The following is an 18,038-nucleotide window of genomic DNA, read 5'->3' on the forward strand; positions in this document are numbered from 1 at the left end:
TGCTCCTATTTGACCAACATTTTGAGGGCAGACTTGATATAGTTCTCAGCTGTATCTGTCGTTCCTTCAAAGAATTTCTTGATTTTCTTGAGCTCTGTTGCCTTGTAGCCCAGAGCCAACATGGCTTCCATGGCTTCTTCCAATTCTTGGTTTTCAGCGCTAGCTTGCACTGCTACCTTAGCAGGAAGGTCATCTCCTGCAACTACTACCTTGCCTTCCAAGTCCAGCACCATCTGCTGGGCTGTTTTCTTGCCAATTTTAGGGAATTTGGTCAAGTAGGTGATGTTCTTAGTTTCAATTGCTTGAACCAAGCCAGCATTGTCATCGGCAGCGATAATAGCAAGAGCTGATACAGGACCAATCCCAGAGACCGAAATCAGACTGAGAAAGAGCTTTTTCTCATCTTCTGAGCGAAATCCATAAAGCAGATGGGCGTCCTCACGCACTACTTGGTGCACATAGATTTGAGCTTCTTGGTTCACCTTACCTGAATAAGCATAGGGGTTGGCCACATGCAGGATATAACCGATACCGTTGGTTTCAAGAACAATGTATTTAGCAGTGATTTTGGTAATGATTCCTTTTAAATATTCGTACATAATTTTCCTTTTAGTTTAATATTTCCCCAACTCACGGAGACTGGTGTGATTTTCCTGAATACGTCGGAACATCTTTTCCATATCCGACTTGGTAAAATGCACCAAAACAGGACGTCCGTGGGGACAGTTGTAGGGATTATCACATCGAGAGAGCTGATAAAGGAGCTGTCTAGCTGAATGATCATCGATACGATGGTTGGCCTTGATAGACCGCTTGCAGGACATCATAATAGCCAGCTCTGCTCGGTATTTCTTGATAGAAACTTCCTTGGTCAAAAGGAGCATGTCGCACATCTCATAGATGCCTGATTCAATCTCTTCTTCTGCCATCCAAATAGGATGTTCACGTAGGATAAATTGATTTTCCCCGTACTCTGCTAGAAAGACGCCCACTTCCTCCAAAAGTGCCATTCTTTCCTTGAGACGCAGAGCATCATCTGCTGGAAATTCAAAGATATAGGGCACTAGGAGTTGCTGCTGGCTCTGGTCAACATTGCCAATGCTCTCACGATACTCCTCGTACTTGACCCGTTCCTGCGCCGCGTGCTGGTCTATGATATAGAGCCCATCTCGCCCTTGGGCAAAGAGATAAGTCCCGTGCATTTGCCCGAAAAACTCCAACTCTGGAAAGCTGGATGATTCTTCTCGCTCCAGCTTATCATAGGCCTTATCAAGGCTAGCAAGATCTAACTCTGGATGGTCTAATTGATCGTAGTTAGCTGGCTTTCTCTCTGCAAAATGCAGTTTTGCTGGCTTGGTCAATTGATCCAAGGTTTCCTTGGCAAACAAGGTCAAGTCTTGCCTTTCCTCAGTTAATTCTACCTGATAATCAGCCACCTCAGCTTGACTAGGTCTAGTCGGCTCTGTTTTCTCATAGTAGAGCGTATTTTCTTTGAGTGGTAGAATGGTTTGCTCCACCTTCTCACGATTGCGGACGGTCGACTTGGCAAGATTTTCCAAGGCATCTGGTATCAAAGTTTGCTCCTTGAGACTGTTGGAAATAGCTTCTGAGACCAGGGTCATCAGTTCTTTTTCCTTGGAAATCCGCACCTCTTGCTTAGTCGGATGCACATTGACATCCGCTAGATAAGGATCGATATGGATGTGAATGACAGCCAGTGGAAAACGCCCCACCATGAGCTTACTGCCATAACCGTCAAGAATAGCACGATTGAGTAAAAAGTTCTTGATATAACGGCCATTGATGAAGAGACTGATATAATTGCGATTGGCCCGAGTTAACTCAGGCAAGGACACAAAACCTGAAATTTCGAAATCTAGGTCAGAATTCTCAATTTCAATCATCTTCTTGGCACTCGCCAAACCGTAAACCCCTGCGATTGCTTGGCGCAGTTGTCCAGTCCCTGCTGTCCGCGTCATCTCCTTGCCATCACTAACCAAACTGAAGGAAATCTCAGGATGGGCCAAGCCTAGACGGTTGACAATATCAATGATATGAGACAGCTCCGCTTGCTGGCTCTTCATATACTTGAGGCGGGCAGGCGTGTTGAAAAAGAGGTCCTCCACACAAACCTTGGTTCCCACAGGACTAGTCGCTGGGATGACTTCTTCAACTTCTCCCCCACGCGCGACTAGCTTGGTTCCGTGACTTGCACCCTCAACTGCTGTCAAAAGAGTTAAAACGCTGACAGATGCGATAGAAGGCAGAGCTTCACCACGAAAACCAAGCGTCCGAATCCGAAAGAGGTCTGCTTGATTTTTTATCTTACTGGTCGCATGACGACGCAGGGCTAATTCTACTTCATTGTGGGAAATTCCATGGCCATTATCTGTGATTTGAATCTTCTTGAGACCTGCTTCCTCAATCTCAATGGTAATCTGACTAGAGCCAGCATCAATGGCGTTTTCCACTAGCTCCTTAACAACGCTAGCTGGACGCTCGATAACCTCCCCAGCCGCGATCTGGTTTGCTAGAATCTCTGGTAATTCAATAATATGAGACATCTTTCAGCCCCTTTCCGTATCTATTTTCCTAGAAATTGATTAGTGCTATTATACCATATTTCAGAAAGGACAGAAAAGCAGGCGCCATATAGAAGCCGAATCCCTCCACATAGACAAAGCCCCTTGCAAGGGGCTGAAAAATAGTGTTTAATAAAGGTGTACAAGAAGTGATCACAACTTTGTATGAAAAACAAGGAGAGAAATTTATGAAAGTAGAACTACAGATTAGTGAAACTTACAAGGAGGAAAAGCTGATTGTCCAAGCACCTCAGCCGACAGATAAAGTCCAGAAAGTCATCGAGTTCGCAGAAAATCTGGACCGAACAGAAAAAATCAAAGGGAAAATCAATAATCAGGTCTATCTCGTTGAGATTGGCAAGGTTCAGCGCTTCTATATCGAGAATCGGAAGGTTCTAGCAGAAACGGCTAGCCAGACCTACAGCATTGATTTGCGACTCTATCAGGTACTTGAACTCTTGCCAAGCAATTTTATCCAAATTTCCCAATCAGAAATCATCAATATCGATTCCATCTCTCATCTCAAGCTCACCCCCAACGGCCTAGTAGAAATTTTCTTGAAAAACGAAAGCTTCACCTACTCTTCACGCCGTTACCTAAAAACCATCAAGGAGAAATTAGAACTATGAAAAAACAAATCTTCCACGACGCAGCTACTGGTGTCCTCATCGGCCTCATCCTCTCTATCATCTTTTCACTCATTTATGCACCAAATACCTACGCTCCACTGAGTCCCGAGTCTCTCATCGGCCAAGTGATGACCCAACATCAGATTCACGGTGCCCTGGTCTTGCTCTACTGCACACTGATCTGGGCAGCCATCGGTATTCTCTTCAACTTTGGCAAGCGATTATTCAGCCGTGACTGGAGCTTGCTCCGTGCAACTCTGACTCATTTCTTCCTTATGCTAGTAGGATTTATCCCATTAGCAACCCTAGCAGGTTGGTTCCCCTTCCACTGGATTTTCTACCTCCAACTCATTATCGAGTTTGCGATTGTCTACCTCATCATTTGGACTATTTCCTATAAAAGAGCATCAAAAAAAGTAGACCATATCAATCAACTCTTGAAGCATAAAAAGTAAGAGTGCTGATAAAACCACTTGGAATAATAAAAAAGTCAAGCCTAAGCTCAACTTTCCAACTCATACAAATCTGCGATAATAGCTGCGACACGTTTGATATCTCCCAGCATGCCTCGCATTTCAAAGTCAGCCAAGACAGGGAAACCAAAACGTTGACTGTATTGCTTAGCTGTCAAGCAGTATTGGTTATTAAAGTTACGATTGCCTGAACCAACTACGCCAAAACACTTACTAGCATTGTCACCATAAGCGATAAAATCTCCCACTGGCGTTGTCAATATCTCAACATCTCCGTTATCCACGCCATTCCCACCTTCTAGGTAAGTCGGCAAAAAAGCAACATAGGGATGGTCCATTTCATAGAAATCTTGGCCTTCTTTGACCAAATCTTTTATATGAATCTTTTGAACCTCAATTCCCTCGTACTGGGACAAGAGATAGTCTTTCAAGCGCGTCACAAAACTTTCAGTATTGCCACTCAGACTAATATAAACTAAAGAAATTGTCTTCATATGTACCTCCATGATTTTATTTTTAATCGAAAAAGAACTACCAAGATTGTAACTTGATAGTTCTTTTTTGTCAATACTTAGGCAAGTTCTTCTGTTTCCTCTTCTTCAGCCAAGGCTTTTTGCTGACGCCATATCTTGTAGAAGACAAGGGCTAGGAAGAGAACATTGATGACGATATAGAAAATGCTGACAGCTTTTGAACCAATACCCATTGTCAAACGAATAGTTTCATCTTGAACCAGCTGCAAAGCGTCTTGTAAAGTCACATAGGTATAAATCGAACCAATAATGGCTAGCAAAACATAGCCGACATAAGTATAGTTTGCATACTGCAAATTCTTACGAACAAGGAATACAATCGCTACTACCACTAAAATAGCAGATAGTACAACCAAGGCCACATTAAAAATAGAATGAGATGCTTCTGCCACTCTATAGCTAAAATTAATGCTATCTTCTACCTGCTGAGCACTGACCCCTGCAACTTGTTTTTGAGCAGCACGAAGGACTTCTTTACTAGGCAAGGGCTTCAAAAGTTCAAACAGAGACGTAGCTGAAATAAGGGCAGACAAGATGAGCAAGACCCATAGATAAATTGGTTTCTTTTTCATGATAGAACCTCCTGATGTTATTATTGATATTATAGCACTTTTTGTAAAGGGATACAAATATTATAGTGTCGTTTCTACCTGTTTTCGGTAAGCTTTTGGCGATTTTCCGCACAATTTTCGGAACACTTTATAGAAATATCCAACATTACTGTAACCAACAGCATAACAAATATCTTCGATACTGTCACTAGTTGAAAGCAAGAGCTGTTGGGCAGCCTTAATGCGTTGTTTGTTTAGTAATTCTGCGAAGGTCGAATTGGTTTCACGCTTGATCAACTGCCCTAGATAGACAGGATTGATAAAGAGATCCTTACTGATATCCTTGAGGGAAAGTTCTTTCTGATAATCACGCCCAATGACTTCCAGCACACTGACCACGTTTTCATTCATACGATATTGCCCAAAGAAGCGGGTCAGAGTTTCCTTGATATAAGGAACCAATTGATCGAATGATTGAATAGCATGAATGGTTTTGACAATATCCGTCATATCATCAGCTTTGAGATGTTCAAACAAGTGAAAGACATCCATGACAAACTGGATAAAAAGCTGCTTGGTAATTGGAACACGGGGTGTATTTTCAAGAACTACCTTCTCCAAGAGATTTAACTCTTCTACGATTTGATTAAGATTTCCCTGAATGATAACCCTATAAATCGGTTCGTAATAGGCAAAGAGACTCTCAGACTGTTGTAGATTTACAGAACCGTAAAAGAGGGCTTTCTCAGCATTCAACTTCCAGCGTTCAAAGTGTTCTTGATAAGGAGCTTCAAAGGGAGTAACGACTAAACCATCTAGGGGTTTATCAGAAATAAAAATCTGCCAGTCTTGACCCAAGACATAGTAGGGAATGGTAAAAGATCCTTGTTTTTCCTTGGATAGGCCTATCCACCAATTCTCCTCACCTCCTAGATAACTAACAAATCCAGCCTCATCTAAATCTTGACTAAGGGTCTGACTTTTCTTTCCTCTCTCGCCGAGCTGACCTGCAATCTTCTCCAGCAGATTTCCCAACTCTACCTTATCAACAGGTTTGACCAAATAGTCCACCACACTAAGGTTCATGGCTCTTTTTACATAATCAAACTCCTGATAACCCGAGAGAAGGATATAGGCAATATCTGGTAAGATTTCTTTCATCTCCCGAATCATATCAAGCCCTGTTTTATCGGGCATATTGACATCTGAAATGATGACATCGACAGGATTTTCCTGAACATATTCTAGGGCTTCATCGGCATGACTGGCTGTTGCGACGACCTCCATATCCCACTTATCAAAGGGAATCAAACGTTTCAGACCTTCTGTCACCATGTACTCATCATCTACTAATAATACTTTATACATTTTCTCCCTTTCTACTCATCTTGAATTGTAATGCGATACTGAACACCTGCTTGCTCCGCAGACTCTATAGTAATGGCATAGCGATTCCCAAAATAGAGCACAAAACGCTCATGGACATTGACGATCCCGATGGACTGCCTTTTTTCACTGTAGCTGGCTTGGTGTTCAAAATGTCTCTGACTTAACTTTTCTCGGATATTTGCCAGTTTTTCAGCCGACATACCACGGCCATTATCTACCACTAAAATTTCCACAAAACCATCCTGTTTAAGCGCCTTGATGCTAATCACATTATCTGTCCGTCTGTGGTCAACACCATGCGCGAAATAATTTTCTACTAGCGGTTGCAAGGTAAACTTAGGAATCTTCATATTCTCTAACTCTGGATCTATCTTGAAACCATAGGCAATGGACTTGGGATAGCGAACCATGCAGAGATAGCTATATTTACGGCAAAATTCTAATTCCTGTTTGAGAAGAGTTTCTCTTTCGTCGGAAATATTGTTACGCAAGAGACTACTGAATTCATAAATGATATCTGCCAACTCATCTTGACTCTGCATAACTGCATACATGCGCAAGAACTCCAGCGTATTATACATAAAATGAGGATTGATTTGAGCCTGCAGGGCTCGCATATTGGCATCTTTTTGACTAAGCTCTAACTGGTAAATATCATGGATATTCTTTTCCAATCGATCCAACATATCATTGGTGGTCTCTGCGATTAAGAGCAATTCCTGATCCTTTTCAAGTGTGTCAATGCGAAGACCTTCTTCCCCTTGGGCAATAGCATGGATGGAATCCACCAAATCCACTACCTGCTTTTGATAGTTGGCAAAGGTCTGCCTCAAAGTCAGATAGAGAATGACAATAAAGAGAAGGCTCAAGCCCACAATCAAAGCAGAGCTAGTCACTGTTCCTTGTAAAACAAAGTTTTTGGGAACTGCCACCTGAACCTGATATCCATGAGAAGTCATACCAACAAACCAGTTCTCATGTTCCCTATTGACTCTCTCACCAATATGAAAAATCTCCGTATCAAAAGGCGATGTCACAGTCACAGCCATCGGAATATGACCTCGGGTATTGTCAATGGCATGATATAAAACTTCTGGATCCAAGGAGATGTAAATCACTCCTATAGATTGATCCGTTGCTGGGTCCAGAACAGGAATTCCAAAACTATTGGCCTCAGGTTTAAAGGCCTCAGCAGGCAAGGTATGACCACTTCTTTTATCCCTTGTTGAAACATAAACTTCTTTAAAATCCTGCAAGACGATTGCAACACCCGTTATAGAGTCATTTTGAACATAAAGATCATCAATGTTTTCATACAGAGAAATAGAAGTTGACGAAGCTGCTTGATGCTCCAACAGCCAATAAAAATACTCAGAAGTTGACAAGCTAAAGTACTTATAAACCCCTTGTATCCGGTCTTGATTGGCTACTAAATCTTGCGCCAGTTGGGCTGATTCCCGATAATAATACTCCACCTCATCGACTGTTCGAGTGGTTACACGTTGGGCTACTCTTTGAGCTTCCTTTTCCCGTGAATCCCAGTCAGCGTAAGAGAGTAAGATTGCAAAACTCGCAATAATAATCATCATAACTGAACTGTAGGTTCGCAGAAGCGTATGTAGCCAAAACTGCTTCATTCTATTTTGTCGCCAATTTTTCATGGATACTTTCATAGACCGGTTCCAACATATCACTGATAAAGAAATGCCACATCCCAATTCCTACAAAGAAAAGTAGGGCAGGCATATAGTAACCAATTGCCACAAGTAGCACTGTCCCAAGGAGAACCTTGGCCACAGCTGCTAGACTCATAAAGATGCCAATCAAGGATAGTTTGAGACTATTTCGATAGGACAAATCAAAATAAACTTGTAATTTCAAAGATACTGTATAAGCCAAAAAGATCAGGGCAACTACTAGGACATTCAAAAAGGTCGCAATCAAATGAATAATAGTTTGATGAGGCAATTGCACCAAGAGATACAGGCCATAGACCAAAACTAGATCCACCCCTAAAAAGCTATAGAAAATCAGGTTGCTTGAGACGAAATTTTGCTTATAAAGAGACCAAGCCTCCTTCAAACTATATTCCCGAAAGCTATAACCATGTTCTGCATACAAGCTCATCAAGGTGGCACTAGCCGGCGCTAGACCAAGAATAATCCCTCCTGCCAATATTAATAGCCAAAAGAAGGCTGTCGCAATCATCCCTAAAAAGAAACGATTAAAGACAAAGTCCAAAAATCTCCCCATGATATCCCCCTAAAAATTACTATGAAACTATTATATCATATTTCAAGCGTTTTCAAAAACTTCTACTATCCATTTACAATCCCATCAAACCATGGTAAAATGAGAATTGTGAAAAAATTATCAGGAGACAATTCATGAAAAAATCTATCTTAACTACACTGCTTTTTGCAGTTCTTTACTTCCTCTCCATGGGGATTGGTGTCCTTTTGGGCAATCTCTTTGACCAAACTGGAAACATGTTTTATGCGCCTGCCTTTACTGCCCTTATCGGCGGTAGCGCCTATATGATTCTAATCGCAAAAGTTCCGCGTTTTGGAGCCATTACCACTATCGGCCTTGTCATGGCCTTCTTTTTCTTGGGATCTAAACACGGTGCTGGTGCCTTCCTTCCTGGAATTATCAGTGGCCTCCTAGCAGATGGAGTAGCTCATTTAGGAAAATACAAGGACCAAACAAAGAATTTCCTTTCTTTCGTTATTTTCGCCTTTAGCACATCAGGACCAATTCTACTTATGTGGATTACTCCCAAAGCCTATATGGCTACTCTTCTGGCAAGAGGAAAATCCCAAGAATATATTGACCGTATCATGGTCGCACCAAACCCTGGAACCGTTCTTCTATTTATCGCAAGTATTGTCATCGGAGCCCTAGTGGGTGCCTTGATTGGACAAGCCTTGAGTAAAAAATTGGCACAGAAAATCTGATTACTAAAAAAGAGCCGCACGGCTCTTTTTATTTATGGCTCAATTTTTTGGTCAAGAAATCTCCCAAGAATTGAATCGCAAAGATAATCAAAATGATAATGATGGTTGCTAAAATCGTCACATCGTGATTATAGCGGTTAAATCCATAAGCGATGGCTACGTTACCGATACCACCAGCTCCAACCGCACCGGCCATAGCTGTTTCCCCAACAAGGGAAATCAAGGTCACAGTCGTCACACGAATCAAGTCTGGAAGACCTTCGGATAGGTAAACACCCACGATATCCCAGAATGTCGCTCCGCTCGCTTGAGCAGCCTCAATGACACCACCATCTAGCTCAGCCAAGACAACCTGCACCTGACGAGCAAAAAAGGCAAAGACTGCAAAAGAAAGTGGAACAAGGGCTGCATTTGGCCCGATACTTGTTTTAACAATCAAGTGAGACAGCGGAGACAAGATTGCCAAGAGAATGATAAATGGTACCGCACGGAAAATAGAGGTAATCTTATCCAAAATCCAAAAAACAACTTTATTTTCCAAAACACCGCCTGGCGCTGTCAAGACAAGGAAAAGACCTGCCACTAGTCCCAAGAAACCTCCGATGATGAAGGAAAGAACTGTCATATAGAGGGTTAGGTAGATGGCTGTTCCCCAGCCTGCTTGACCAGCCCAGCCCATTTTATAAACATTTGGTAAATAGGTTTGAATCAATGATTCCATCTTACTGTCCTCCCTTCAATACTTTTAGTTGTACGCCTGCTTGACGAATGGCTTCTTGGGCACCTGCCAACGCTGCTTGTTCACCTGACAAGACCACTACCAATTCTCCAACAGGAGTGCCATCGAGGATTTCGATATTCCCATAGAGGATATTAGCCGTTACTTGGTAATTCTTGTACAATTCATTCAAAAGTGGCTCGTCTGTTGAAGCACCTGCATACTTGAGTTGCACCAAAAGGCTGTTTTCAGACAGATGTTCCACGATTTCTTGCTTCTCGATTTTGACCATGGCTTCGTCAATACCTGTAGCTGTTGAGATAAAATCTTGAGTCAAAGGTTGTTTAGGGTCTGAGAAGATTTCAAGCACACTACCCTCTTCAATCAAATGCCCATCCTGCATAACTGCCACACGGTTGGCAATGTCTTTGACAATCTGCATTTCATGCGTAATCAGGACAACAGTCAAGCCTAATTTTTGGTTCAAATCTTGCAACAAGGCCAAAATTTGCTTGGTTGTCTTCGGATCAAGGGCAGAAGTTGATTCGTCTGAAATCAAGATTTTTGGATCATTTGCCAAGGCACGCGCAATGGCTACACGCTGTTTTTGCCCTCCAGATAGTTGTGAAGGGTAGTTTTCAGCACGGTCTGCCAAGCCAACCAAGTCCAACAACTTAGCAACTTTAGCTTTCTTTTCTTCCTTGCTGAGTCCAGAGTGTTTGAGGGCAAAGGCTACATTCTCCTCTGCCGTCTTTTGACTCATGAGGTTGAAATGTTGGAAAATCATTCCGATATCCTGACGTTTACGACGCAACTGCTCTGCCGTCAAGGTCACCTTACCATCAAAAATCACATCGTCGTCAATGGTAATTTTGCCCGCAGATGGCTTTTGCAAGAGGTTAATCACCCGCACAAGGGTTGATTTCCCTGCTCCAGAATATCCAACGATTCCGTAGATATCCCCTTCTTGGATGTGAATGGTCACATCCTTGACCGCCGTGATGGTTCTCTTCTTTTGGTGAAAAGTCACATCGATCTGATCTAACTTGATAATATCTCTACTCATAGCTTCTAATCAGCTCCTCTACTAATTCAATATGGGTGTAGTAATCGGCGATTCGCACGTTCTCATCTCCACCGTGGTCTCGGCTATTGGCATTCCCTAAACCGAAGGCCACCATTGGCACCTCTAGGGCATCAAAGACCGTATGCATAGGCCCTGTCCCTGCTGTCGTCGGCAAGACTGAAACGCCCTGTGGATAGAATTTCTTGGCCAACTCGATTACATTGAGAATGGCTGGTGCGCTCATATCGCTTCGATAGCTCATCTCTCCCAAGGTATAGTATAATTCTACCTTATCAAAGCCATTTTTGTCTAGCTGTTTCCGAATTTTTTCCAGAACATCATGCGGTTCTAGACCAGGAACCAAACGAACCTCTAGCTTAGCACTGGCTTCTGCTGGCAAAATCGTTTTAACTCCTTGCCCTTGATAACCTGACTGAATCCCTTCGATATTAAGGGCTGGCTCAAAAAAGAATCGTTTTAGAAAGGCTACGCGGTCCTCTTGTAAGAGAGGCAATTCCAAACCATAAATCTGGCTGATTTCCCCTGGATTGCGTTGAGCATAGGTATCCACCAAGGCCAATTCACGTTCATTTGGCTCTTGAACTTCTTCGTACAAGCCTTCAACCAAGATACGGCCATCTGCGGCACGAAGAGACTGTAAGGCTTGAAGGAGATACCAAGGAGCTGATTCCACAACCCCACCATAACTAGAGTGAATATCCACATCAGCACTTTTTACCTTGACATCAAAGGTCACAATCCCCTTGTTTCCACCAGAAATTTCCAGCTGTTCCAAGGCATTTTTGGTTCCTTGTTCCCAGACCAACAAATCTGCGCCACGGAGTTTATCCGCATGTTTTTCCAGATACTTATCTAGGTCTGTCGAAGCCGATTCCTCCGCTCCCTCCATGATAAAACTGATATTGACAGGCAGGTCATCGTGGTGCTGCATGTATTTTCTCAAAGCACTCAAACGAGCCGTGATATGACCCTTGTCGTCATCAACCCCACGCCCATACATGAAGCCATTGCGGACCGAAAGCGTAAAGGGATCCTCTGTCCAGACCTGATCCCCATCCGCTGGCACAGTGTCATAGTGGTTATAGAAAATCAGGGTCTTAGCATCTGGGAGCGAACTCTTGAAATGCGCCATGACAAAGGGAGCCGTATAAGTCTCATCAATCTCCACTTCAGCCCCAACACGTTTGAAAATCTCGCCCAGATAATTTGCGACTTCCTTAAGTCCGACCTGCTGGGCAAAGACCGACTTCTTAGAAATCAAGGTACGCAAAACCTCAAAATAATGCTGGGCCACATGATCCTTTTCAAATTTTTCGATTTGTTCTTGTTCGCTAGGAAAAACCATATTCTCTCTACCTTTCTATGAACCTATAGTCTTCTTTACAATCCATGCTCTATACAAAAGCAAGAGGTGGAATTTTCTCTCCCACCTCCCTGTTTCTTATTACCAAACTGGTTGATCCAAACCGTCTGATGTTTCTTCAATAACTTTTTTCACTTCATCTGTATGGTAAGCTGCGATCACTTTCTTGATAGCATCAGCTTTTGGTGATGTTTCCCAATCTTTTTTCGCAACGATGATGTTGTACCATTGTTTTGAATTTTCATCAGCTTGTTCTTTGAAAAGTGCTTTCTTGTAGTCCAATTTTGCTTCTGTAACGAAGGTATTGTTTACAACAGCAGCGTCAACTGATGACAATGAACGAGCTGTTTGGCTAGCGTCCAATTCAGTGATTTTCAAGTTCTTTGGATTTTCTTTGATGTTAGCAACTGTTGCAAGAGCAGTTCCTGAAACGTCCAATTTAATCAAGCCAGCTGATTGAAGCAAGTAAAGCGCACGGCTTTCGTTTGTAGCGTCGTTTGGTACAGCGATTTCTCCGTTTGCTGGGATATCTTCTACTTTAGTGTACTTGTTGTCACTTCCATTCAAACCTGAGTAAAGGCGAATTGGAGAGATGTAAGTATCTGCAATCGCTACAAGGTCTTTCCCGTTTTCTTTGTTCCAGTTGTTCAAGAAGTTATAGTGTTGGAAAGCGTTCAAGTCTACTTCACCATCAGCAGTTGCCTTGTTTGGTTGTGAGTAGTCTGTGAACTCTGTAAATTTCAAGGTAATGCCGTCTTTTTTAACTAATTCTTGGATTTTGTCCCAACGTTTTTCTTCAGAACCGCTACGGTTAACCGTTGCGATTTTGATAGTTGTTGCATTGTCTGCTTTCTTTTCTGAGTTTCCGCAAGCTGCAAGAGCCAAACCTGCGACTGTAGCAAGGGCTGCTACACCAAGCCATTTTTTAATTTTCATGATTCTTTCTCCTTAAAAATAATACCGTACTAGTATCTCACAATTTGTTTGATTTCACAAATTGTTATTAGATAGTCAGGTATATAGTTTAAAACTATATCCCTAAAAACTGAGAAATCATCCACCTTATGCAGAATGGATGATTTCAAAAAATTATTTAATATCAGCTTCTGCTGGTAGGTAAGTGTCTCCGAAGAATTGTTTTGACAATTTTTCAAGAGTTCCGTCTTTGTAGAGTTCTTGGATACGTTTGTCTACAAATGATTTCAACTCATCTTGACCTTGAGCAAGAAGTGGGTAAACGTACGGTTGTTGGTCGCTTGGAAGTTCGATAACTTTCAAGTTGTCCAAACCTTGGTCCTTGATGACTGTTTCAACACCGATTTTATCAAAAATCTTGTAGTCAAACTGGCCATCGCTCAAGCGTCCCATGATTTGTTGGAAGTCTGCTTTAGTATACTTTAGGACAGTTGGATTATCTGAATGTTGTTTGTTGTAGTCTTCTAGCTGTTTAGCAGAAGTTGTCCCTTGAACAACTTCTGTTGATTTTCCACCGATATCATCAAGCGATTTGATGCTAGGGTCATCTTTTTTCACTACAAGAACGTTAGGGTTTTTAGCAGTTGGAGCTGCATAAAGGTATTTTTCAGCACGTTCTTTAGTGTAGCTGATGTTGCTAACAGCCATATTGTAACGGTCGGCATCAAGTCCTGCAAAGACTCCTGACCACTCTGTCTTCTCAAACTTGACATCATACTTGTCAGAGTCTTTAAAGATAGCGCGAACCACTTCAATTTCGTAACCAGTCAATTCGCCATTTTCTTCATAGTTGAATGGTTTTGGTGTAGCATTAGTTGCAACGATAATTTCTTTCTTGCTAGCTGCTTCTCCTTCTTTCTTAGCGCCACCTGAGCAAGCTGCTAACACACCTGCAGCAACAAGCCCTAGGGCAGCAAGAGATGAGTATTTAACGATTTTTTTCATGTCATTTCCTCCAAAATAGAATACCTTATAATCTTAACAGAAAAAGACCATTTACGCCATTATATGATATCTATCTCTGTGATAGGTTTTCTTTATGGCTAATTTAAAAGATCAGACGCAAAACTGCAATCAAAACAACTCCAAAGAGAACTGTTCCGACTAGATTGCGATAACGAAAGGCCACCCAAGCTGTTGGAAAGACTGCTAAGAAGTCCAGCCATTTGATTTGAGGAAGGCTGCCAACCTTGCCTGTCACTACACTTGAAAGAATCAAGGCAAAGATAATAGAAACGGGCAAAAACTTCAAAAAACGCTCAACGATAGGAGGCAAGCCCTTATACTTGACCAAGATGAAGGGAATCATACGGGGAATCCAGGTCACAAGACCAGAGAAAATAACTGCTAATAAAAGATACTTACTGACCATCTAAAACCACCCCTATCGTACAACCGAGTAGCGTCGCAAACAGAACAGCTAGTGATTGAGACACCACTGTCAAGAGTAAAAAGAAGGACACCGCAACAACTGCTAGGATAATGAGCAGATTACGGACAGGAATCCGTCTTTGCATAATCTGGAATTGCGAAGCAAAAATCCCGATGAACATCCCAACCAAAGCAAAATCCAAGCCAAAGATTTCTGGATTTGGCAGTAGACCACCCAGAGCCGTTCCGACAACTGTCCCCACAAACCAAGCCACATAGCTGTTGAGATTGTTTCCGTGCATCCACATAGGATTGACCTTGTCTGTATGGGCCAATTCGCCCATCAAAACACCATAAGTCTCATCTGTCAAGAGGCTAGACATACCGATATTTTGCCAGAGACTGGTATGACGGAAATAGGTTGATGCGTGCAAGCTCAACAAAAAGAGACGCAAATTGATCAAAAAGACCGTCATAGCAATAGCTGCCACAGGAGCTTGAACCGCAATCAAGGCCAACATGGCAAACTGGGCGCTCCCAGCATAAACAAAGAGGCTCATCAAGCCCATCTCAACAGGTGTCACATAAGGCGCACCAATAATCCCACAGGCCAGCCCGATACTGACATAACCAAGGGCCGTTGGCATGGCTGCCTGCGCCCCCTCCCAAAATCCTTTTTCTTTCATCTTTCTCCTCATATCGTCTTAATAAATGGGCTGAATCAGTTCCAGCCATAGCATGGACTATTATAACACATTCAGGAAAGAGAAAAAAGTCTGCTGATTGTAATCAGACAGACTCCATTTTATTCTTATTTAATCTTGAAGAATTGAACAATTGCCACAATACCTTGATAAATAAAGACAAAGGCAATGGTGTAACTAATATAGAGACCGGTCATCAATGGGTGTCCCATCATGATTAAACCTGCTACGATTCCTAAAATCCCCATCCAAACTAGAGGGGTACCTACCGATTTATCCGTCTTACGAACCTTGAAACCAACGATAGTTTTTGTAATACCATTTGTCAAGGCCCATAAAGAAATGATAAATGGTACAAATGTTACCATTTCAATAAAGCTACCTGAGAACAAGGTAAGAGCGAGGATGAGGGTAACAATTCCTCCAAATAAATTCCAGCCATGCTTTTCTTCTGATTTGAAGTATTGTACAATCTCAGAAATCCCTTGAACTGCAAATACAAGTGCAAACCAGAAAGTCATGGAAGCCAAGCTAATAAGAGGATGTGCAAACATATTAAAACCTACAAAAACTGCAAAAATACCCGCAATTAGTAACAACCATTTCCAAATTTTCGACATTATTTTTCTCCTTTTTTAGAGGAATCTTCCTCTAGTATTCCATAAATCATCATATCCAAAACCTGTGATAATTGATGTTCATATCCTGAAACCAAGTCAGGCAAACTGCTATCTGACGAAACAGTTAAATAATAGGAACGAAACATATCCTGAATCAATCGCAGATAGTCCATAGCTCGTTTCTCATCAATATGCTCTTTCAGTTTGGATTCTGATATAAGTTTTTGACAAACTTGTTCATTCAAGTCCAAAAAGATAGCTTTTGGATTCTGATATAAGTTTTTGACAAACTTGTTCATTCAAGTCCAAAAAGATAGCTTTCTGTGGTGCAATGTCTGCTTCCAATTCTTCTGGTGTCGCAATCATTGCCTCAAAGAAAATGTGGCTATGTTCTGGGTATTGCTGATAAAATTGGTGACGTCTTTCCATATAATCAGCTAAGGAGGGCACTTGACCTTCCACCCCCAGAAACACTGCCAAAGCTTTCTCAAAACTCTCCTGAAAACAAGTTAGATAGAGGTCTGATTTCCCTGAAAAATTATGATACAAAACTCCTTTGGAAATACCATCCACTTTACAAAGTTCATTGATGACAAAACCTTGATAGCCTTTTGTAGCAAATTCAAACAAAGCAGCGGTAATGATTTTCTCTCTTCGTAGTCTTGTTTTTTCTTCTTTTCTCATGTATTTATCTCTACATTTTTGAATTATAAACCGATTGGTCTGAAATGTCAAGCAACTTTCTCAAAAATTTAACAGTCTGCTGATTGTAGCCATCATAAACAGACTGGAATCCAGTCTCAAACATATAATATACACATTCTTCGCTAAATGTTTTCACGGATATTCAAGAGTATGATAAAGGCAGCTAGAAGAAATAGCAATAAAACAAAGCTAACTGCCAGAGTTCCAAAGCTAGTAGCAATGGTTACCAAAGCTATTGTAAATAAGCTAGGTAAAACAACTGTAATGGCACCGATAGAGGATTGAACTGCTCCCATTGACTCCTCAGGTATTTGTTTAAAAATGAGTTCCTGTAATCGAGGAGAGAGGATACCTGCGAAAAAGGCATCCAAGGCACTAAAGATAAGAATCCAGTCAAAACGAACTGCCACAAAGCCAACTAAAAGGAGTAATTGGATAATAAGCGAGGCATATAGGGCTAGTTTTATGGAGATTGTATTCTTCAGATAGCCACTCACAAGGCTTCCGACAATAAGGGCTGACAATTCAAGGGTGGATAACAAGGCAAGAGATTGACCTGTTTGTAAATTCAAAAAGGGCTGATTCCTCAAAAACAGAGTAGAAACAGGAACTGTAACATTTATCACTGCTTGACTAATAGAGATAATAAACAAAACCAAGAGCACCTTATTCATATTCCATATCAATTTTGATGATTGGAGCAGATGCTGGCAAAAGGATTTTACAGAGAGTCCTTCTTGATAGCTAATCGTTTTTTCTACTTTCAAGAGGTCTGTTTTTATGAAAAGAATACCTAAAAATGCGATTAAAAAGGTCAGAGCATTCAGTAAGGAAATAGACTGGATAGATAGAATACCTAGTAAGACTCCTCCTAGAATATTACTGATTGTTTTCACTAAACTAACAGTTGACTGTTTAAATCCAATAGCTTCTGCCAGATGGTCTTGCCCAATAATTCTAATGAAAATCGGAGTGAGCATGGCGCCTGAAAAATAACTCAATGTGTCAGATAAGAGGTTAATCAGACAAATAAATGCTACTAATAACAAGGAAAAGGACTGCCCTGAAAGTGATAAAGAAACGATAGAGTAAAGCAAAAATTTTGCAAAACTAATCATTGTATATTTTAGGACACGATGATGTTGAAAATCCGCCAAAACTCCCAGAAAGATTTGCAGAACTTGAGGAAGGGTTTCTGAAATCGTGATCAGTAAAATCGCCAAAGGGGCAAAAGATGCATCTGCCACATAATTCAAAAAGGCCAGATAAAAAATCGTATCCCCAACCGTTGAAATCCACTGGTTGATGGTTAATTGCCTAAAATTTCTATTTTGAAGAAATACTTTCATCACAACTCCTTTTAAAGTTCCAGTGTATAGAA

General features: G+C 41.5%; 21 protein-coding genes. 3 read left to right on the forward strand and 18 right to left on the reverse strand.

What is annotated here, in order from left to right:
• Positions 1 to 5: 5 nt before the first annotated feature.
• Together ruvA and mutL are read right to left on the reverse strand one after the other, a co-directional pair.
• Entirely contained in the window at positions 6 to 599 is a 594-nt protein-coding gene (gene ruvA, locus N8N51_RS00920) for a Holliday junction branch migration protein RuvA (protein ID WP_125454351.1), read from the reverse strand.
• A gap of 15 nt (positions 600 to 614) precedes the next feature.
• Positions 615 to 2,564 carry a DNA mismatch repair endonuclease MutL gene (gene mutL / locus N8N51_RS00925; RefSeq protein WP_261103367.1) on the reverse strand — a complete coding sequence of 650 codons (1,950 nt, stop codon included), beginning with the start codon at positions 2,562 to 2,564 and terminating at the stop codon, positions 615 to 617.
• A 206-nt stretch (positions 2,565 to 2,770) separates the two neighbouring features.
• Here mutL and N8N51_RS00930 point away from each other — a divergent pair, with 206 nt between their 5' ends.
• Together N8N51_RS00930 and N8N51_RS00935 are read left to right on the forward strand one after the other, a co-directional pair.
• Complete coding sequence (locus N8N51_RS00930) at positions 2,771 to 3,211, forward strand: LytTR family DNA-binding domain-containing protein (protein WP_261103370.1); 441 nt, start codon at positions 2,771 to 2,773, stop codon at positions 3,209 to 3,211.
• Entirely contained in the window at positions 3,208 to 3,666 is a 459-nt protein-coding gene (locus N8N51_RS00935) for a DUF3021 domain-containing protein (protein ID WP_238095549.1), read from the forward strand. The genes N8N51_RS00930 and N8N51_RS00935 overlap by 4 nt, the downstream gene beginning before the upstream one ends.
• Before the next feature lie 47 nt (positions 3,667 to 3,713).
• On the opposite strand, the gene nrdI is transcribed toward N8N51_RS00935, so the two are convergent.
• The 5 genes from nrdI to N8N51_RS00960 form a co-directional block, all read right to left on the reverse strand.
• Positions 3,714 to 4,178, reverse strand: coding sequence for a class Ib ribonucleoside-diphosphate reductase assembly flavoprotein NrdI (gene nrdI, locus N8N51_RS00940; RefSeq protein ID WP_004255033.1), 465 nt, complete (start codon positions 4,176 to 4,178; stop codon positions 3,714 to 3,716).
• 77 nt (positions 4,179 to 4,255) lie between these two features.
• Positions 4,256 to 4,789: an ABC transporter permease gene (locus N8N51_RS00945; protein WP_023946835.1), complete on the reverse strand. Its 534-nt coding sequence runs from the start codon at positions 4,787 to 4,789 to the stop codon at positions 4,256 to 4,258.
• Positions 4,790 to 4,849: 60 nt separating this feature from the next.
• Complete coding sequence (locus tag N8N51_RS00950) at positions 4,850 to 6,136, reverse strand: response regulator transcription factor (protein ID WP_125430476.1); 1,287 nt, start codon at positions 6,134 to 6,136, stop codon at positions 4,850 to 4,852.
• Positions 6,137 to 6,147: 11 nt separating this feature from the next.
• On the reverse strand, positions 6,148 to 7,818 hold the full coding sequence (locus tag N8N51_RS00955) for a sensor histidine kinase (protein ID WP_314725892.1): 1,671 nt from the start codon (positions 7,816 to 7,818) through the stop codon (positions 6,148 to 6,150).
• Entirely contained in the window at positions 7,796 to 8,410 is a 615-nt protein-coding gene (locus tag N8N51_RS00960; RefSeq protein WP_261103372.1) for a YesL family protein, read from the reverse strand. The genes N8N51_RS00955 and N8N51_RS00960 overlap by 23 nt, the downstream gene beginning before the upstream one ends.
• A gap of 134 nt (positions 8,411 to 8,544) precedes the next feature.
• Here N8N51_RS00960 and N8N51_RS00965 point away from each other — a divergent pair, with 134 nt between their 5' ends.
• Positions 8,545 to 9,114 (forward strand): MptD family putative ECF transporter S component, encoded by a 570-nt coding sequence (locus N8N51_RS00965; protein WP_261103373.1) that lies wholly within the window; start codon positions 8,545 to 8,547, stop codon positions 9,112 to 9,114.
• 28 nt (positions 9,115 to 9,142) lie between these two features.
• On the opposite strand, the gene N8N51_RS00970 is transcribed toward N8N51_RS00965, so the two are convergent.
• From N8N51_RS00970 to N8N51_RS01020, 11 genes are all read right to left on the reverse strand, one after another.
• Entirely contained in the window at positions 9,143 to 9,835 is a 693-nt protein-coding gene (locus N8N51_RS00970; protein ID WP_000444642.1) for a methionine ABC transporter permease, read from the reverse strand.
• Position 9,836: 1 nt separating this feature from the next.
• Complete coding sequence (locus tag N8N51_RS00975) at positions 9,837 to 10,898, reverse strand: methionine ABC transporter ATP-binding protein (protein ID WP_153210252.1); 1,062 nt, start codon at positions 10,896 to 10,898, stop codon at positions 9,837 to 9,839.
• Positions 10,891 to 12,264: a M20 family metallopeptidase gene (locus N8N51_RS00980; RefSeq protein ID WP_261103376.1), complete on the reverse strand. Its 1,374-nt coding sequence runs from the start codon at positions 12,262 to 12,264 to the stop codon at positions 10,891 to 10,893. Before N8N51_RS00980 ends, N8N51_RS00975 begins: the two co-directional genes overlap by 8 nt.
• Before the next feature lie 99 nt (positions 12,265 to 12,363).
• A complete protein-coding gene (locus N8N51_RS00985; protein ID WP_153208770.1) occupies positions 12,364 to 13,218 on the reverse strand; it encodes a MetQ/NlpA family ABC transporter substrate-binding protein in 855 nt (284 codons plus the stop codon).
• Positions 13,219 to 13,371: 153 nt separating this feature from the next.
• Positions 13,372 to 14,202 carry an amino acid ABC transporter substrate-binding protein gene (locus N8N51_RS00990; RefSeq protein ID WP_261024605.1) on the reverse strand — a complete coding sequence of 277 codons (831 nt, stop codon included), beginning with the start codon at positions 14,200 to 14,202 and terminating at the stop codon, positions 13,372 to 13,374.
• Between the two features lie 103 nt (positions 14,203 to 14,305).
• Complete coding sequence (locus N8N51_RS00995) at positions 14,306 to 14,629, reverse strand: AzlD domain-containing protein (RefSeq protein WP_261012789.1); 324 nt, start codon at positions 14,627 to 14,629, stop codon at positions 14,306 to 14,308.
• Positions 14,619 to 15,314: an AzlC family ABC transporter permease gene (locus tag N8N51_RS01000; RefSeq protein ID WP_261012787.1), complete on the reverse strand. Its 696-nt coding sequence runs from the start codon at positions 15,312 to 15,314 to the stop codon at positions 14,619 to 14,621. Before N8N51_RS01000 ends, N8N51_RS00995 begins: the two co-directional genes overlap by 11 nt.
• A gap of 125 nt (positions 15,315 to 15,439) precedes the next feature.
• On the reverse strand, positions 15,440 to 15,952 hold the full coding sequence (locus N8N51_RS01005) for an HdeD family acid-resistance protein (RefSeq protein ID WP_000036821.1): 513 nt from the start codon (positions 15,950 to 15,952) through the stop codon (positions 15,440 to 15,442).
• Complete coding sequence (locus N8N51_RS01010) at positions 15,952 to 16,125, reverse strand: hypothetical protein (RefSeq protein WP_228111531.1); 174 nt, start codon at positions 16,123 to 16,125, stop codon at positions 15,952 to 15,954. Before N8N51_RS01010 ends, N8N51_RS01005 begins: the two co-directional genes overlap by 1 nt.
• Before the next feature lie 64 nt (positions 16,126 to 16,189).
• Positions 16,190 to 16,636, reverse strand: coding sequence for a TetR/AcrR family transcriptional regulator (locus N8N51_RS01015; RefSeq protein WP_004254991.1), 447 nt, complete (start codon positions 16,634 to 16,636; stop codon positions 16,190 to 16,192).
• Positions 16,637 to 16,779: 143 nt separating this feature from the next.
• Complete coding sequence (locus N8N51_RS01020) at positions 16,780 to 18,006, reverse strand: MFS transporter (protein ID WP_004254988.1); 1,227 nt, start codon at positions 18,004 to 18,006, stop codon at positions 16,780 to 16,782.
• Positions 18,007 to 18,038: the final 32 nt, after the last annotated feature.

Source organism: Streptococcus mitis (assembly GCF_946188685.1).
GTDB classification, from domain to species: Bacteria; Bacillota; Bacilli; order Lactobacillales; family Streptococcaceae; genus Streptococcus; species Streptococcus mitis_CC.

Excerpts from the sequence above, each read along its gene's own strand:
- ruvA (WP_125454351.1), bottom strand. The coding sequence starts at position 599 with ATGTACGAATATTTAAAAGGAATCATTACCAAAATCACTGCTAAATAC.
- mutL (WP_261103367.1), bottom strand. The coding sequence starts at position 2,564 with ATGTCTCATATTATTGAATTACCAGAGATTCTAGCAAACCAGATCGCG.
- N8N51_RS00930 (WP_261103370.1), top strand. The coding sequence starts at position 2,771 with ATGAAAGTAGAACTACAGATTAGTGAAACTTACAAGGAGGAAAAGCTG.
- N8N51_RS00935 (WP_238095549.1), top strand. The coding sequence starts at position 3,208 with ATGAAAAAACAAATCTTCCACGACGCAGCTACTGGTGTCCTCATCGGC.
- nrdI (WP_004255033.1), bottom strand. The coding sequence starts at position 4,178 with ATGAAGACAATTTCTTTAGTTTATATTAGTCTGAGTGGCAATACTGAA.
- N8N51_RS00945 (WP_023946835.1), bottom strand. The coding sequence starts at position 4,789 with ATGAAAAAGAAACCAATTTATCTATGGGTCTTGCTCATCTTGTCTGCC.
- N8N51_RS00950 (WP_125430476.1), bottom strand. The coding sequence starts at position 6,136 with ATGTATAAAGTATTATTAGTAGATGATGAGTACATGGTGACAGAAGGT.
- N8N51_RS00955 (WP_314725892.1), bottom strand. The coding sequence starts at position 7,818 with ATGAAAAATTGGCGACAAAATAGAATGAAGCAGTTTTGGCTACATACG.
- N8N51_RS00960 (WP_261103372.1), bottom strand. The coding sequence starts at position 8,410 with ATGGGGAGATTTTTGGACTTTGTCTTTAATCGTTTCTTTTTAGGGATG.
- N8N51_RS00965 (WP_261103373.1), top strand. The coding sequence starts at position 8,545 with ATGAAAAAATCTATCTTAACTACACTGCTTTTTGCAGTTCTTTACTTC.
- N8N51_RS00970 (WP_000444642.1), bottom strand. The coding sequence starts at position 9,835 with ATGGAATCATTGATTCAAACCTATTTACCAAATGTTTATAAAATGGGC.
- N8N51_RS00975 (WP_153210252.1), bottom strand. The coding sequence starts at position 10,898 with ATGAGTAGAGATATTATCAAGTTAGATCAGATCGATGTGACTTTTCAC.
- N8N51_RS00980 (WP_261103376.1), bottom strand. The coding sequence starts at position 12,264 with ATGGTTTTTCCTAGCGAACAAGAACAAATCGAAAAATTTGAAAAGGAT.
- N8N51_RS00985 (WP_153208770.1), bottom strand. The coding sequence starts at position 13,218 with ATGAAAATTAAAAAATGGCTTGGTGTAGCAGCCCTTGCTACAGTCGCA.
- N8N51_RS00990 (WP_261024605.1), bottom strand. The coding sequence starts at position 14,202 with ATGAAAAAAATCGTTAAATACTCATCTCTTGCTGCCCTAGGGCTTGTT.
- N8N51_RS00995 (WP_261012789.1), bottom strand. The coding sequence starts at position 14,629 with ATGGTCAGTAAGTATCTTTTATTAGCAGTTATTTTCTCTGGTCTTGTG.
- N8N51_RS01000 (WP_261012787.1), bottom strand. The coding sequence starts at position 15,314 with ATGAAAGAAAAAGGATTTTGGGAGGGGGCGCAGGCAGCCATGCCAACG.
- N8N51_RS01005 (WP_000036821.1), bottom strand. The coding sequence starts at position 15,952 with ATGTCGAAAATTTGGAAATGGTTGTTACTAATTGCGGGTATTTTTGCA.
- N8N51_RS01010 (WP_228111531.1), bottom strand. The coding sequence starts at position 16,125 with ATGGACTATCTGCGATTGATTCAGGATATGTTTCGTTCCTATTATTTA.
- N8N51_RS01015 (WP_004254991.1), bottom strand. The coding sequence starts at position 16,636 with ATGAGAAAAGAAGAAAAAACAAGACTACGAAGAGAGAAAATCATTACC.
- N8N51_RS01020 (WP_004254988.1), bottom strand. The coding sequence starts at position 18,006 with ATGAAAGTATTTCTTCAAAATAGAAATTTTAGGCAATTAACCATCAAC.